Raw genomic sequence first — 15,468 nt, 5'->3', positions numbered from 1 at the left:
TTGCACTTAGTCTTTTTTATTTATATTATTTGTTCTCATAACCAATCATCATGCCGCCAGTTTCGGCATAATAGGAGCATAATGCATGACATTCGCCAATTTCGACTTTAGCGTTAGGAAACTTGTCTAAGATGACATTCTTGATTGCAGCAGCACCAGCTGTATTATCGTTTTGGTCAATTTGAACATAACCACCATCATAGCCACGTTTGACCATCTCTTCAACTATCTTCTTATAACAGCGCTTATCGCCGCGAGCCTTGGTAACTAATTCGAATTCGCCCTTGTTATTGGCAACACCAATGATATTTAATTTTAATAGCCCGGCGATCTTAGCGACTGCTGCAGGAACACGTCCGTTATTAGCGAGGTTGGTTAAGTCCTTCAAGGCAAAAATTAAGTTAGCATGTTGCTGGTAATCTTCGATTTTTTTGACTACTTCTTGGAATGAAAGGCCTTGCTTGATTAATTCGCCAGTCTTAAGAGCCAACATCTTAACTTGGGGACCTGCTGAACGGGTATCGAAGACTAAGATCTTAGCGCCGGGATAAGTCTCATGGTATTGATTAGCAGCTTGTCTAGCGGCGTTGTAACTTCCCGATAAGGCACTAGTAATCGTGAAGACATAGATTTCATCTCCACCTTCAAATGCTTGGAGCCACTCATGGACATTAGGGCATGAAGTAGTAGTCTTGATCTTAGTATTCTTCAGTGCTGTCATAAATTCAATCTTATCAAGGTTATCATCATCCTTAAATGCTTGCTCACCCACTTGGATAGTTAAAGGTACGCTAATGTGGGAAATGCCTGAACAGTCATCAGTTGATAAGTTGGCGCTAGAGTCAGTAATAATTTTAATATTCATTTTTTTACCTCATAAATTACCGATAGTCTTTTCTTTAGCTTATGGGAATTTGAAAGGGTTGTCAAAAAATACGACAATTGGTGTGGTAAGATAAATACAGTTATTTATTGCTTAGTTGAAGGAGTGTATTTCATGGAGAATACTTGGAACAGATTAAAACAAAATACTTTATTGCGACGATTTATAGTTTTGGCAGTAATCGTTTTAGTCTTGTATGAAGCTAGGTCAATGCTAGATACGATATTATTAACTTTTATTTTTACTTATTTAATAGTTCGCTTAATTAAGTTAGTGAAGAAAGTTTTCCCTAAAACACCAATTAACTTAATAGTTATCGTGACTTATCTCTTATTACTGATTGCTTTATATTTTGTAATCACAATCTATATTCCTGTTTTAGTCAAGCAAGTCTTTGATATGGGGCATTCGATAGTAGATTTTTATCAGAATCACCAACTAGATGGAGTAGCTGAGGAAGTCACCCACTATATTCGTCAAGATGATATTATTAATTCAGCCCGTAACGGAGTAGGCATTATGGTTCATGCCCTGACTAGTGTAGGCAGCTTGACCGTTGCGATTATCATGTCGTTAATTTTGAGTTTCTTTTATACTCTTGAATTAAAGCAGATGTATCAGTTCTCTCGTAAGTTTACTACGCAAGGTGATTTCAAGTGGTTCTTTCAAGATATTAGATATTTAGGGCACAAGTTTACTGCTACATTTGGGGTGGTTTTAGAAGCACAATTCTTTATTGCTCTGTGTAATACTGTCTTAACTATGATTGGCTTATTAATTATTGGAATGCCGCAGATTATTGCTCTAGGACTGATGATTTTTGTCTTGAGCTTAATACCAGTTGCCGGTGTGATAATTTCATTGATTCCTTTAGGATTCGTTGCCTATTCAGCTGGTGGTATTAGGGATGTGATCTATGTTGTAATTATGATCTTAATAATTCACATGATTGAAGCTTATATCTTAAATCCTAAGTTTATGTCAAGCAAGACTTCCTTGCCGATCTTCTATACATTCTTGATCTTGTTAGTAGCTGAGAAGTTCTGGGGAACATGGGGATTAATTTTAGGAGTACCAATCTTTACTTTTGTTTTAGATTTAATTGGGATTGATCCACGTGATAATAGGAAAAAATCTAAGCGTTAATGTGTAGTGGAATAAACAGCTATAATTTAGTCTATGAAGTTAAAATTTACTTTGTAAAAGTTTTTGCATGATTTGCTGCAATTTTACTAAATAAGGTTCTGCCATTAATAAATGGTGCAGAGCCTTATTTTTTTGACTAAAACTGGTTAAAAAATTTTTGTCTAAATTCTTACAATAATGGACATGATTTGGTTATGTTCAAGCTAATGTATATAGAAATAATTTAAAAAATATAAATAAAGATGTTGATTATTCTATCTTTAGTATTATAATTATGCAATATAAATTTAATTACATAATAATTTAATTATAAATTTACAAAAGAGATTAAAATGAGTGAAAAATTTACTGTATTGAAAAGTTTAGAAACATACATTACTTTATTCAATAATATTACTTCTAATCATCTTGAAATACCAGTGTATATAGATGATGATAGACGTGATTTGACAGAAAATATTAAATTATCTTATGAAAAAAGTTTGAATTATAGCATTTTACCAATTTATAAAAGTGATTATGGACTAGTGATTTCAGACTCAGTTAATTACTATGAAAAAAGCAGTATATTTTGTAATAAATGGATACAGCTGAATCAATATGCTTGTATGAATTCAGAAACAAGTTTAGTAATAATTGGCTTGTATAAGGATTTTACGCAAAAGAAAATGTTAAATATCATTAGCTATTGTCAAAAAAATTCTATTCAAATTAATTTGTTAATAGCTAGGGATAAATCTTCTTTATCTTGGTTAATAGCAAAGCAATTTATTCAAAGAGAGGATATTAAAACACGAAAAGGGGTATTCAGTTTACTGAATTTAAACAAAGATACATCAAAGAACTGGCAGATATTTGGAGCTAGAGATTTAGATAAATATGATATTAAGGATATTTTATTAAGAAATAAATGGTCAAATCTGATTCTTCATGGACATGGAAAAGAAGATCATTTAAATTTAAATGATTTTACATTATCAAGCTTAAAAAATAATTTAAAAGAAACTGTACCTTTTGCGCCTGCAATAGGACATAAAAATCAGTCTTTTTTTAAGGATATTAGTAAAGCAATTTTAATTAAAAAAATAAATGTAGATAAATTGTATATTTTATCATGTAATAATTTTCCTTTTTTTGACTCTAAACTATACGACCCTAAATATAATATAGTTTTGGATGCGATTGAGGGATTAACTCAGAGAATTGTAGCTTCGCTGTCAGTGCAATCTGCAGATACTCCTGAATTGAGCTTAATAATGGATAACTACAATTGTAGTAATATAGCAAGCAAATTAAATGACAGTCTGTCCGACATTTCGCCAATGGTTTCAATTGTTCAAATAGGATTACCTAGAGCAAGTGAAGAAGTTTCAAAATCTGAAATTAAAACTTATAGATTACCTGAAAATACTCGTAATATTTTATCAAGAATATCATTTTATTTTTCATCTATGATGTTAAATGAAAATCATTCAATATATAAAATGTCAAAAAAAATATTTTCTGACTATATATACAATATTAATAGAGGCAAGATAAAAAACACACCAATGGATTTTAAAAATTTTGAACAAGAATTAGTAAATAGGATAAATCCTTTATCTAATAAAATTGCTGAAATTATGTTTCTAAATCCTAATGATGATTTACACAATTTTGATAATTTTAACACTTATAGATCAGTATTAGTAAAAGATTCAATAGAATTAAAAGAATGTGTATGTGGGGGTAGATTAACTTCTTGTATGTATAAACCTGAAATTAGTACAGGCGTTCCTATTGAATCAAGTTACTGTTATAGATGTGGTGACAAGTCAGCTAAAAGGTATATTTAAGATAAATAGCAAAGACAATATTGATTTAGTAATTGTGGTTTTTATTAATTTGACGGAAATTAAATATACGATCACTATTTTAATAGTATTTTTACTGTTATTTATCTAATCTTTAAAAAAGTGCTTTTTCAAACTTAGCTTTATGTTAGTTTTGTTGATAAAAAAATGCAAGATTTTCATTTTGAGAGATGTAATGATAGTACTACTGAATAGTAGCATTACACCAATTTTATAACATTTGCTTAATTTGAATTTCAAGCTAAGTTTCATACTTTTTAGTATAAGTATCTTAATTATTTATATAGCAATTTTATGGTATTCAATATAAAAAGGAGGCTAGGAAAAAGTATATTTTTGACTAATTTTGGTCTCTTATTCAAATTAACCCCCTATTAAATCAAAGTTTATTAATACCAAACTTTAGTAGGATTCTTTAATTTATGAGTTTTTTCCAGCCTCACGAATATCACACTGATATACCATAAAATTTAATATCGTCATAATATTGATAGCAAAGGAAACTTATGAAAGAAATCAATTTAGTAATTTCTAAAACGGCTTCGTTGATAGGAACACAGTTTTTTAGTGTTTTCTTGAGTCTTTGGATAGTAAACAATTTTTCTAAAGCTTCGATGTTGTCGTTGTCATTGTCTCTAACTAGTGTTGTGACAATTGCCTTTACTTTATTTGGGGGAGTAGCGTCGGCTAGCACAAAGATAATCAAAAATTTATGTTTATTAGATCTTTTGTCGATGATTATATGCATTTTCTCAGCAATAATGTGGCTTTTTGAATCAACTTCACAATTGGCAACATATATAATTTTGACAGTAGTAAACTCTGTACTAAGCTTGAACAGTTCTTTTTCCGGTCCAATTTTTAAGAAACTTACAGGGGTTGTTGTTGCTAAGGATAAAGTTTTGAAATATAACGAGATCCTAAGTGCTTCAAAAGAAATTGTTAGATTAGTTGTACCGACCTTGGCTTCCTTCATGTTTGCTTTAGGAATGATTAATGCATTTATTGCTTTGTCAATCAATGGTTTTTCTTTTTTAGCATCGTTCATTTCTCTATATAATCTTGGAAAATATGATATATTTCCCGATAATGTCCAACAAAGTAAAGGATCACACTATCGAGAGGCAATAACCGCATTATTTAAAGATAAAGATAATTTGAAAAAATTTTCCAATATATTCTTACTATATATTTTTATAGCTGGAATAAATATTTTGGCTCCGTACTATTCAGTTCATGTATTTAAATCATCCTGGCTTTATGGCGTTTTAGAAAGTAGTCAGTCTTTTGGAGCTATTTTGGCAGTTCTAACATTTAAATTTTATAAAGTAGATATTTCAATGCGCAAAGAGCGATTAGGCCTAGTTCTATCGGCAATTTGTATGGCATTAGTAGTTCCTACACAGTCCAAAGCGCTTTTTATAATAGGAATAGCAATTTTGGCTTACTATTATTTGCGATATAACGTAGCTTTTGAATCTTACATGCAGCTAGGTTTTAAAAATAGTTTTCTAGGTGAAATCTACTCTTTGTATTATGGATTAATATCAATCGCAACACTTATTGGAAATACATTAATTGGAGCATTAGGTGATTACAATGCAAATCTATGTTTTTTGGTTACATCTGTGGCAATTGGTTTGATTAATTGTTCAGTCCTTATTTCTTTAATGGGGAGAAAAAATGAAAGTTTATGACAAATATTTTTGGAAAATGGATCAAAGTGGATATATAGATAACCATCTAATGCTTCCGGGTCCACCCTATAATTTGATTCTTGATGATATTCTAGAACTTTTAAAAGAACAGATAGGCGAAAATTTAGTGTCTGTGTTTGTTAGAGGTAGTGCGGCTTTTAATAATATTGTATTAGGCATTTCAGATTTAGATTTGATTTTAGGGGTAAAACACAAAAATCTTAAAACGACGACATTGATTGATAATTTATGTAAGCAATTATCTTTAAAATATAAAACTTTCTTTTGCGAAGTTGGAATAGCTTGCTTTACGGATTCATATCTTGGCGGAGAAACAAAATCATTTTTTTCTAAATTTGTACTTAAGACACAGTCAGTCTGTATATATGGTAGAGACTACTCTCAAAAAATCAACAGGATTTCTTTGAATCAACAAGTATATAAGCTAGATATTTCTTTTTGTGAAAAGAAAATGCAAAGATTTAGAAACGAAGTAAAAACACTAAATTTTGCTAATTCTGAAGAAGTTAAAAGTCTAAGTAGGCATATTGGAAAATATTTAATTAGAACAGTTTTTGCTATCTTAGCTAGTCAGGATCAACCATTGAGATATACAAGAGACGTTAGATGCTGTTTTGAAACCATCCAACAGGACTCAATGATTTGGAGTGAAAGATTAAAAAAATATTATAATTGGGTAGCCTGTCCAATTAATAATTTAAAAGTACTTGATCAAGAGTTGGAAATAATTGCTCCACTGGTTATTTCAGAATGTAATGTTTGGCTAGAAACAAATAGCAATGTGTGAGGAGGAACTAAAGTGAATAAAGTTTTAATGATTGTCGGAGATGGAATGGGTGACTGTACATATAAAGAACTTGGTAATAAGACACCTATGCAGGTTGCTAGAACACCTGAGCTAGATAAGCTTACTCAAAAAGGAATATGCGGTATGGTCTATCCAGTTGGAGAGGGCATGGTTCCAAGCTCTACGGTTGCCCATCGAGCATTATTGGGTGATTGGAATTTCTTAAATCATCTTGGAAGAGGATTGTTCGCAGCTTTATCAACTGATGTTGAATTATCAGACTCTGATATTGTATTTAGATGTGATCTTTCAACGATTGATAACAATCGGCTGGTAAAAGATGAAAGGGCTGGTCGAATTCAAGATACTGTAAAAATTCAAAGTTTGATTAATTCATTGTCTCCTTTAAATGATATTGCCTTCGAATATCAAGCAATTAAAGAATATCGCGGCGTTTTGATTATTCATGATAATCAGCATAATTTTAAGGGAATCAATGTATCAGATTTATTTGCAATGGAAGGTTCTTCTTTAAAAGAGTGTGTACCCTTTGATAATGACTCAGTGCCTTTGGCTAACTTCGTAAATAAATTGTATGACTGTACACGAGAAGTCCTCCAGAAACAGTCACTGCTCTATCACAACAAAACTACTGCGATCACACTTCGAGGAGCGGCCAGAACATCGCAGTTAACAAATGGTCTTTTATCTAGTAAAAGCATAAAGGGTGGATTCGTCACCGGGATTCCAGATGTATACGGTGTTTTGAAATATTGTGGTTTAGAATCGTTAACTGATTTAAAAAACATTGATTTATCAGAGATAAAAGCAAAGGAATATATTGATCCGATTCTTAAACAAATAGATCAGTATGATTTATTTGTAATTAATATTGGAAGTTTCGATGCGGCTAGTCATGATGGTGATTTGAAAAGAAAAATTAAGTACTTTGAGCAACTAGATGAGATGATTAAGTACTTTGAAAGTAAAGCTAATGAAGAGATAACAATAATTCTTACTGCTGATCACTGTACTTTATGCAAAACTAAACAACACTCGTTTTTACCGGTACCTGTAGTTATTAGTCCAAGTAATGAAGGATGTGACGAAGCTGGAGAATTTTCTGAAGATGCATTTATTAAATCAGGTGTTTTAGGAACTCTTGAGAATGGAAATGTTATAGCTAGAATAATGACATCTAATTTAGAAAAGGGATTTTATGTATCGTAAAATTTTAAATTGTACCTGTGTGGAAACAGAAGATGGTAATATTTTTCGAACGTTGTTAGATTTTCAGATACCATCCACAGCTGTATCATATTTGAAATATTATCCAAGCCCCAATGGAACTAGAACTAAAGAAAATCAAAGTTACTCTAAATTTAGAAATTTAATAGATGGTCAAGACTACGTAAAGTCTAAGTTGAAAAGTCATTGGGTTAATAACTCTCAGCTTCAATCTTCTGTAATGATTCCAGGGAATCATATTGTCAGAATCTATAATCCTATTGATGTCATGCATGAATTATTTAATAAGCCTGACAAAAATAGTTTGGAAGTTAAGATTTGCCAACTGGTAAAATTAATTTCCAAAAAATGTGAAATTTCTCTTAATAAAATAGGTATCAGTGGTTCTAATTTAGTAGGGTTATCAGACTTATCTGCTGACTCTGACATTGATCTACTAGTTTATGGAAGAGAATCTACTCTAAGACTGATTGATCACCTAGAAGAATTAAAAGAATATGGCTTTGTGCATTATTCCGATGAGACTAGAGATAAATTGATTCCAAGACGACAGCCAGCTACTATTGATGGTTTTAGTCAAGAAGTGGCGCTTACGAATGAATATACGAAAACCTCAGGACGATTCTTTGATATTCATGTAAATATATCTCCAATAAGAGAGGTAGAGGCAGATTTACCAGAGATTTTTAGAGCCAAAGTATTACAAAAATATGGTTTTTGTATTGTTAAAGCTAATATCTTAGATAATAGTGAGGCAATATTTGTTCCTCCTGTTTATAAAATTAAAGTTCTTGAGGTCCTTGAAGGATCTCTTGTTGTTAGTGACGTTAAATATGTTGTTGGATCAAGATTTCTTCACGCTCAGGTTGGCGAAAAAGACCATAATTTAATTTTTGCGGGTATTCTTGAAAAGAGACTGTTGGAAGACAAAGAAGTTTTCGATATTTCATTAGAACCGTGGGAAACCGTCAAAGGTTTTATTACGCCAATTCAAGGAGAGTAGAGTTATGGTTAGTCTAATTTTTGATTTGGGTAATACTTTAAAAAAAGATTTGTCTCTTGAAACATCAAAAGACATCAGTAGAGAAATATTTAGAAAATTCGACGTGGATGAAAATACTATTAAAACATTTAATCAGATGTTGTTGGATAGTCTAAGGGAAAAAAAAGAAAATTTTACTGCTAAATCCATACTTTCAGGACTACTTGATGATGATCAAATCTGTGAAAAAATTATTGATCAGATTTCACAGGAACTAGCTGAAAGATTTTCTTGGAATTACGATACTAAAAGTGTTTTAGAAAATCTCACTCAACGTGGTTATTCAATTTTTTTGCTATCAAATTCAATATGGAACAGCAAGTTTTATATTTCAGAGAATGAAGATTATTTTAAATACTTTACCGACGTTTTTTTTTCAGACCAAATAGGATTTAGAAAACCTTCAAGAAATGCGTTTTTAAAGGTTATAAAATCTTATAATTTAGCAATTAATGAGACTTGGATGATTGGAGATTCGGAAGAAAATGATATTTTGCCTGCAAAGGAATTAGGCTTAAAAACTATCAAAGTGGCAAATAATTTAGATAGTACTAACTCTAAATCTAAGTGTCATTTCTTATCAGAAATACTAAATATTATCATAGATGGAGGTTAGGCAAATGCAGTATTCAATTAGTTCACCGGGCAGTTCTTCATTCTTTCATCTGGGAACAGCGATTCCGTTTATTTATCAGGACATTTTATGCAGATATGATTGCCTTAAAGGACAAAATTATCAGCAGGTAATAGCCCTAAATGAGTTAGGGTTAAGAAGTTTTGATACTAATGAGTATCTTGCGAATATTAACAGAATGCATATCAATTGGTCTGGAACAAAGATTAGTGATTCAGATCAGAATTTTTATGAATTTTGTAAAATACAGATTAATAACCTTATTACTAAAGGATATATTCAAAAGCTTGCAGTATCGGTATTTATTTGTCCAAATGATCGACAAATATTCTTGTCGCCTGGTGAAAATCATTATTTAAAATTGGTTAAAAAACAAAAAAAAGCTGTACCTGGCTTTTTTGTAGCTAATCTTGGATGGGTATGTGCTTTAAAAAAGGATAATTTAAGACCAGCTTTTATCGGTGTGCCTAATAAATGGTTGGGCCCACTTCATATAGAAACTCCACTTGGCAAACTTAAAGTTAAAACAGTGTCAGGATTACAAACACCAACGGTTTTTTATCAAGAAAATGTAAGTAATTCGTCAATTAATAATATTGAACTTGATATTCATGAGTCTACTACTTATCAGTGCAAGTTTTGTAATCAAAATTTAATTCCCGTTGAAACGACAGCTTGGACGATTGACTTTGTAAATAGTCCAGACATGTCATGTTTACAGGGGGTAATTCCTTCAAAGCACTGGAAAACGGTTGCTGATGAAATAAGTAATAAGCAGATTATTACCAGAAATAGAGAACAGGGAACGGGCATCCAGACGTTGGAAATTAACCGTCAAATAGGCCTTAAAAATTCTATTTTAGACCCAGAATTCTATATTCAATTTTTAGTACCATATTTAGCTATGAAATCAACTACAACCATAAAATCATTTTTTATTTCAGAAGTTAACCAAAAGTATATTGTTAATTCCCTAAGACTTTATCAATTATTACCAAAGAAAATCGTTGATAGGGTTTATGTTGTGGGAATTTTAATGGGCGAAGATCATCAGACTATGCGTAAATCTAATAAAAATGTAGTTGGCTTGCAGGAGACAGTTGAAAGATACGGTTTAGATGCTATGAGAATTTTTGCTGCTAAAGCTAATTTATTGGTAAGGCAATCAAGAGTATTTAATAACTCTGATTTAAAAGGTGCTAAAAAATTTGTTAAAAATTTGATTTGGAAATTTGAACATGGCTCTTTAAATGATCAATGTAACATTCATGAGAAATTTAAATTGCTGAGCAACAGATTAGACACCAAGATGACGAGATTAGATTTTTCTGGTGCTTTAGCAGCTGTACAGGATTTTTTTAAAAAGTATTCTGGAGATATTCCGTTAAATAAGGATGAACAAGAAGATCTTTTTAAAGCATGTGACTATTTAGAATGCTTTTGCCCAGACTTAGCTCAAAAAATTAAAAAATGTTTATATTCAAAATTAAGAGAAAAGGAAAAATTATGAAAAATTTTATTTTAGATGTTAATACTCCTGTGATGATTGATGCTTTAAAATCATTAGGCTATGTTTACAAGGTTAAGCCAGGAAAAGAGTTTTCTGAGATTAAGAGGGATGGCTATTCTGAAATTTCGTTTCCAAGACATGATTTTGAAAAAATGACAAATATTCTCAACTTCTTTAAGTCCCGAGAATTGTCAGCTGTTGTATCTTTTAATGAAGATACAAGGAAATTCTGGTTTGAGTTTGCTAAAAAGCTTGGAGTCAATACGAATCTGAAAAAAGTATATGTTGAAAATCAAAATAAAATTAATGCTAGACAAAAGGTTAATAGTATCACTGATAATAAGGTTAAGTGGTACACAGTAGATGATTTTATTCAAATGGGGCCTGAAAAACAAAAATTTCCAGTTATCGTTAAGCCACGCATTGGCAAGGGAAGCATGAAAGTACACAAGTGTAACAATTTAGATGAGTTGATGGCATTTTTAAGTGATGAAGATTATTCAAAATTTTTTATTGAAAATTTTATCAATGGTGAAGAGTTTAGTATTGAAGCAATGCATATAGCTGGTAAACATATTATTTATGGGGTCACTTCCAAAATCAAATATGACGGAACAGTGGTAGAAGCTGGTCATATTTCCAATAAGGTACAGCTGACTCCTACACAGCATGATGAACTTATAAATATTTATAATGTACTGGGATATTCAAATATTGTTAGTCATACAGAAGTGATGATCAAACCAGATGGGTCTCTATTTTATATTGAATCTCATCCTCGTTTAGGCGGAGATCTAATTCCTACTTTAACATTGCCTGAATTTGATGTTGATTTTTATCAGCTAGTTATGAAAATAGCAACTGGACATCATCCTGATGTAAAATTAAAACCTCAAATGACATCTAGATTCGCATTATTTCCGGAGCCTAAAATTTATCCGGCTAAATTTAAATATTCCCAAGAAGACTTAGATTACCTTAAAACTAAATTTGGCTGCTATTTAGTTATTCCAAGCTTTCCTTCGAATCAAGAAATTTTAAATGCACCGTCAAGTTCATATGATCGACCATTAGCCTTGGCTTGTGAAGTTTCATCTGTGTCTGATATAAATAAAACAATCAACAGTATTTTATCCTATTGTAATGAAAAATTATTTGATACGAAATGAAAACGACAAGATTTTTTACACGACCATATATAATTATCATAATGCTATATATTGCTAGTATTATTAATTATTTAGATCGGGCAGCTATATCTTTATCTATGGTCTATATTAGTAAGGATATCTCAATATCCGTTTTTGAAAAGGGGATGGTTTTCAGTGCATTTTCGTTGGGCTATTTGCCATTCAATTTTTTAGGTGGATTTCTATCAGATAAAATTTCTCCTCAAAAATTATTTGGTATTTGCATATTATTGTGGTCCATTCTTTCAGGGCTAACGGGTGCAACTGTATCTTTATGGCAATTACTGGTTATTAGATTTTTATTTGGCATGTCAGAAGGTCCGTTATCAAGCAATGTCAATAAAATTGTCAATAACATTTTCAATAATAAGGAGTCTGTCACGTGGGTTTCAATAGTAGACAGTGCTACTCCAATTGGAACAGCATTAGCTGGTATTTTGATTCCTGCCCTGGCTATGAAGTTTTCATGGCGAATTTCATTTATTGTAATTATGATTTTAGGCCTAATTTGGTCTGGTTTATGGAAATTTGTTTTTAGAGAATTTGATGAACTAGACTCTGAAAAATTGGATAAAAGGAACTTATTATCTAATAACAAACAAAAGTTCAAGATAAGTAAACAGCAGGCCAATTTATTTATTGGGATTACAAGCTGCTATTTTCTATATAATTTATTACTCTATTTTTTGATCAGTTGGTTTCCGGTCTACTTGGTCAAAGTAAAAACGTTAAATCCCAGTGATTTAATGATACTTGAATCATTACCGTGGCTGTTTGGCTCAAGTGCAATGCTCATAGGTGGAATTTTTGCCAGAAAATTAACTCTTAAAAATACTAGTTTGAATTCAAAATATCTAAAAATGATCAGATTTTGTTTGATTTGTTCAAGTGTTTCAACAATTTTACTTGGATTAGTACGAGTGTATTGGGAAATTTTTGTTTTGATAACTTTGTGTGTAGTAGCTTTGTATTTCACTGGAGGATTGTATTGGGGTGTCATCAATGAAACTTTTTCTGCTCAAAAAGTGGGCACCATGGGTGGGATGATGCATGGATTTGCAAATCTTGCAACAATCCTTGGGCCGCTTGTTGTAGGCACTATTGTTCAGACTACCGGCCAATATATTACAGCATTTAGTTTTATTGGATTAATTGGGATAATTTTATTGATTTTTTCTAAATTTTTGTTAAGAGAGACAAAAGACTAAAGATTTTTTATACAGGAGAAGATAATGAAAAATATTATTATAATTGGTGGTCTGGGACATGACTATATGAAACCAGAAAAATGGCTGCCAGAAGGTCTAGGTAATCAATATTATTTTGTTGTTAAAGCGCATCATTTTGATGAATTTCAGCAAAATTTATCAGGTAGATCAGATATCAAATTGGTAAAAATTAATGACTGGTATAATTCAAATGAAATTGAAAAATTTATTTTTAATTTTAGTAAAACTAAGAAAATTGGAAAACTGATTTCCTTGAGAGAAGAAGAAGTTATCAGAATTTCTTGGGCCAGAGAATGTTTGAATATTGAAGGATTGCGTCCCTCCTCAGCTGTGCTATTTAGAAATAAACATAAAATGAAAAAATTAATGCGAAGAAATGGAATTCAAGTTGCAGAAGATAGCAAAGTTAATTCTTTTTTTGAAGCACTTGAATTTATTAAAAGAACAGATTCGAATTATCCATATGTTATTAAACCAATTGATGGTGCGGGGTCTAGGGACACTTTTGTGATTAAGAGTTTATCAGAGCTTGAAAATTTGGATAAAAAGTATTTTGAACATGCAATTATAGAAACTTTTGTATCTGGAAATGTCTACCATATTGATGGCCTTTATACTCAAGGGCAGCTTCGCTATATGTCTGTAGCTAAGTATATTCATACTCCTTTGGCTTTCCAACAGGGTCAATCTACTGCCAGCATGTTTTTACAAAGTAAATCTAAAGAGTCACAAGAGATGCTTTCTTTTGGAAAGAAAGCATGCATGCTGATGCCACTCCCTGAAAACTGCATTATTCATCTTGAAACATTTAAAAATGAAAATGGAATCTTCTTTAATGAAATTGCTATTCGGTTTGGAGGTGGAAAGATTCTAGATACTATTGATAGAGAGTTTGGTTTTAACTTATTGGGAGAGTACTTAAAAGCCGAAAGTGGTGCTTCATTCAATCATAAAGGCTTATTAGAATGGGATAAGCCCCGAGGTTTTTTACTTGTAACACCACAAAAAGGTGAATTAACATATATGCCTGATAAAATTCCTAGTGATGATATTGATCTATATGAAGTATATGCAAAAATTGGTAATCGATACGATATGGGACATACTTCAGTTCAGGCTTTGGCTTCGGTTGAATTACACGCCGATACTAATGCATCTTTGGAACATGAAATTTTGAATTTAGAAGATTGGTTCTTGAGAACTGTGAAATATCGATAGAGGGGTAAATTATCAGGGTGTAGATACACAATTTTATGTGTAAGGATGAGCGGTTGGATATAATCAGTACAATAAGACATTGTATAATACAGTTATATTCACATAACGTACCAACTAGAGAGCTCTAAGTTTATAAAAAAGTCTAGCAACTATGATCAGTGTCATAGGTTAAGACGTTGGATTTAATCTTCAGACTTTTTAGCCCTATTCAAAATGCAATGTCATTAAGTTAAGACAGTGACAATTAATATTAGACTTTTAAAGCACTGATTTAACATTTAATTGGTTAAATTGGTGCTTTTTTCGTACAACAAATAAGGCATAGCACAGATTCTGTTTTTTAAGCGTAAGCGTCAAATAATTGGGTATCTGTTTTAGCCCCGGTTTTTCAAGTATTCTAATCTCATCAATTTAATGGAGGTTAAGAATATGATCGAAAAACAACAGCCAATTGTGGCTCTAAATCATCCAGTTAGGTCCAAGAAAACTCGGCCACCACGTAATAATCTTTTGCTTACTTTAAAGAAAAACGACTTAGAGTTGAACTTCTACAGTAGTTTAGATCCTGAAATCATGAATAAACTCCTTGAGAAAGTATTGTCATGATTAGGCTCAGTGACTTGGGTCAGGTTTATATCGTTTGTGGCAAGACCGATCTGCGCAAAGGCATTGATGGCCTAGCAACTTTAGTAAAAGAACAGTTTGAGCTTGACCCTTTTAGTGGCAAAGTCTTTCTCTTCTGCGGTGGAAGCAAGGGTCGCTTCAAGGCCCTTTATTGGGACGGACAAGGGTTCTGGCTACTCTATAAAAGATTTGAAAATGGCAAAATGAGCTGGCCTAGGAATCAAAATGAAGTTCAAGCTTTATCCTCTAAGCAGGTTGATTGGTTAATGAAGGGCTTTTCAATTAGTCCAAAAATAAAGAACACGAAAGCGCGCGGATTCTACTAACACTTGACATCGCACGCTTTTTTGATATTCTTTTAACTAACAAATTTAGGAGGAAGTTTA

General features: G+C 31.7%; 14 protein-coding genes. 13 read left to right on the top strand and 1 reads right to left on the bottom strand.

The genetic code is table 11. The annotated features are described in order from the left end of the window. Positions 1 to 25: 25 nt before the first annotated feature. A complete protein-coding gene (locus J2Z60_RS09350; protein WP_209687434.1) occupies positions 26 to 865 on the bottom strand; it encodes a DegV family protein in 840 nt (279 codons plus the stop codon). Between the two features lie 132 nt (positions 866 to 997). On the opposite strand from J2Z60_RS09350, the gene J2Z60_RS09345 reads away from it, so the two are divergent. The 13 genes from J2Z60_RS09345 (at position 998) to tnpB (ending at position 15,408) form a co-directional block, all read left to right on the top strand. Continuing rightward, positions 998 to 2,029, top strand: a complete 1,032-nt coding sequence (locus tag J2Z60_RS09345; RefSeq protein ID WP_209687433.1) for an AI-2E family transporter — start codon at positions 998 to 1,000, stop codon at positions 2,027 to 2,029. 332 nt (positions 2,030 to 2,361) lie between these two features. Next, positions 2,362 to 3,864, top strand: coding sequence for a hypothetical protein (locus tag J2Z60_RS09340; protein WP_209687432.1), 1,503 nt, complete (start codon positions 2,362 to 2,364; stop codon positions 3,862 to 3,864). A gap of 524 nt (positions 3,865 to 4,388) precedes the next feature. Continuing rightward, positions 4,389 to 5,579, top strand: a complete 1,191-nt coding sequence (locus J2Z60_RS09335) for an MFS transporter (protein WP_209687431.1) — start codon at positions 4,389 to 4,391, stop codon at positions 5,577 to 5,579. After that, entirely contained in the window at positions 5,566 to 6,387 is an 822-nt protein-coding gene (locus J2Z60_RS09330; RefSeq protein WP_209687430.1) for a hypothetical protein, read from the top strand. The genes J2Z60_RS09335 and J2Z60_RS09330 overlap by 14 nt, the downstream gene beginning before the upstream one ends. Positions 6,388 to 6,399: 12 nt before the next feature. Further along, a complete protein-coding gene (locus J2Z60_RS09325) occupies positions 6,400 to 7,617 on the top strand; it encodes an alkaline phosphatase family protein (protein ID WP_209687429.1) in 1,218 nt (405 codons plus the stop codon). Next, positions 7,607 to 8,638, top strand: coding sequence for a hypothetical protein (locus J2Z60_RS09320; RefSeq protein WP_209687428.1), 1,032 nt, complete (start codon positions 7,607 to 7,609; stop codon positions 8,636 to 8,638). The genes J2Z60_RS09325 and J2Z60_RS09320 overlap by 11 nt, the downstream gene beginning before the upstream one ends. 4 nt (positions 8,639 to 8,642) lie before the next feature. Further along, positions 8,643 to 9,293 carry an HAD family hydrolase gene (locus tag J2Z60_RS09315; RefSeq protein WP_209687427.1) on the top strand — a complete coding sequence of 217 codons (651 nt, stop codon included), beginning with the start codon at positions 8,643 to 8,645 and terminating at the stop codon, positions 9,291 to 9,293. Between the two features lie 4 nt (positions 9,294 to 9,297). Next, a complete protein-coding gene (locus J2Z60_RS09310; RefSeq protein ID WP_209687426.1) occupies positions 9,298 to 10,821 on the top strand; it encodes a hypothetical protein in 1,524 nt (507 codons plus the stop codon). After that, positions 10,818 to 11,990: an ATP-grasp domain-containing protein gene (locus tag J2Z60_RS09305; protein ID WP_209687425.1), complete on the top strand. Its 1,173-nt coding sequence runs from the start codon at positions 10,818 to 10,820 to the stop codon at positions 11,988 to 11,990. Before J2Z60_RS09310 ends, J2Z60_RS09305 begins: the two co-directional genes overlap by 4 nt. Further along, entirely contained in the window at positions 11,987 to 13,219 is a 1,233-nt protein-coding gene (locus tag J2Z60_RS09300) for an MFS transporter (RefSeq protein ID WP_209687424.1), read from the top strand. Before J2Z60_RS09305 ends, J2Z60_RS09300 begins: the two co-directional genes overlap by 4 nt. Before the next feature lie 24 nt (positions 13,220 to 13,243). Further along, positions 13,244 to 14,458 carry an ATP-grasp domain-containing protein gene (locus J2Z60_RS09295; protein ID WP_209687423.1) on the top strand — a complete coding sequence of 405 codons (1,215 nt, stop codon included), beginning with the start codon at positions 13,244 to 13,246 and terminating at the stop codon, positions 14,456 to 14,458. A 429-nt stretch (positions 14,459 to 14,887) separates the two neighbouring features. Next, entirely contained in the window at positions 14,888 to 15,064 is a 177-nt protein-coding gene (locus J2Z60_RS09290; protein WP_209687422.1) for a hypothetical protein, read from the top strand. Then, positions 15,061 to 15,408 (top strand): IS66 family insertion sequence element accessory protein TnpB, encoded by a 348-nt coding sequence (gene tnpB, locus J2Z60_RS09285; RefSeq protein ID WP_209687421.1) that lies wholly within the window; start codon positions 15,061 to 15,063, stop codon positions 15,406 to 15,408. Before J2Z60_RS09290 ends, tnpB begins: the two co-directional genes overlap by 4 nt. Positions 15,409 to 15,468 lie beyond the last annotated feature (60 nt).

Origin of the sequence: Lactobacillus colini (assembly GCF_017874575.1) — a bacterium.
In the GTDB taxonomy this organism is placed as follows: domain Bacteria; phylum Bacillota; class Bacilli; order Lactobacillales; family Lactobacillaceae; genus Lactobacillus; species Lactobacillus colini.
The sequence above is the reverse complement of the archived record's forward strand: the minus strand, read 5'-3'. Positions and strand labels throughout refer to the sequence as shown.

Coding starts and splice junctions, on each gene's coding strand:
- J2Z60_RS09350 (WP_209687434.1), bottom strand. CDS start 865: ATGAATATTAAAATTATTACTGACTCTAGCGCCAACTTATCAACTGAT.
- J2Z60_RS09345 (WP_209687433.1), top strand. CDS start 998: ATGGAGAATACTTGGAACAGATTAAAACAAAATACTTTATTGCGACGA.
- J2Z60_RS09340 (WP_209687432.1), top strand. CDS start 2,362: ATGAGTGAAAAATTTACTGTATTGAAAAGTTTAGAAACATACATTACT.
- J2Z60_RS09335 (WP_209687431.1), top strand. CDS start 4,389: ATGAAAGAAATCAATTTAGTAATTTCTAAAACGGCTTCGTTGATAGGA.
- J2Z60_RS09330 (WP_209687430.1), top strand. CDS start 5,566: ATGAAAGTTTATGACAAATATTTTTGGAAAATGGATCAAAGTGGATAT.
- J2Z60_RS09320 (WP_209687428.1), top strand. CDS start 7,607: ATGTATCGTAAAATTTTAAATTGTACCTGTGTGGAAACAGAAGATGGT.
- J2Z60_RS09315 (WP_209687427.1), top strand. CDS start 8,643: ATGGTTAGTCTAATTTTTGATTTGGGTAATACTTTAAAAAAAGATTTG.
- J2Z60_RS09310 (WP_209687426.1), top strand. CDS start 9,298: ATGCAGTATTCAATTAGTTCACCGGGCAGTTCTTCATTCTTTCATCTG.
- J2Z60_RS09305 (WP_209687425.1), top strand. CDS start 10,818: ATGAAAAATTTTATTTTAGATGTTAATACTCCTGTGATGATTGATGCT.
- J2Z60_RS09300 (WP_209687424.1), top strand. CDS start 11,987: ATGAAAACGACAAGATTTTTTACACGACCATATATAATTATCATAATG.
- J2Z60_RS09295 (WP_209687423.1), top strand. CDS start 13,244: ATGAAAAATATTATTATAATTGGTGGTCTGGGACATGACTATATGAAA.
- J2Z60_RS09290 (WP_209687422.1), top strand. CDS start 14,888: ATGATCGAAAAACAACAGCCAATTGTGGCTCTAAATCATCCAGTTAGG.
- tnpB (WP_209687421.1), top strand. CDS start 15,061: ATGATTAGGCTCAGTGACTTGGGTCAGGTTTATATCGTTTGTGGCAAG.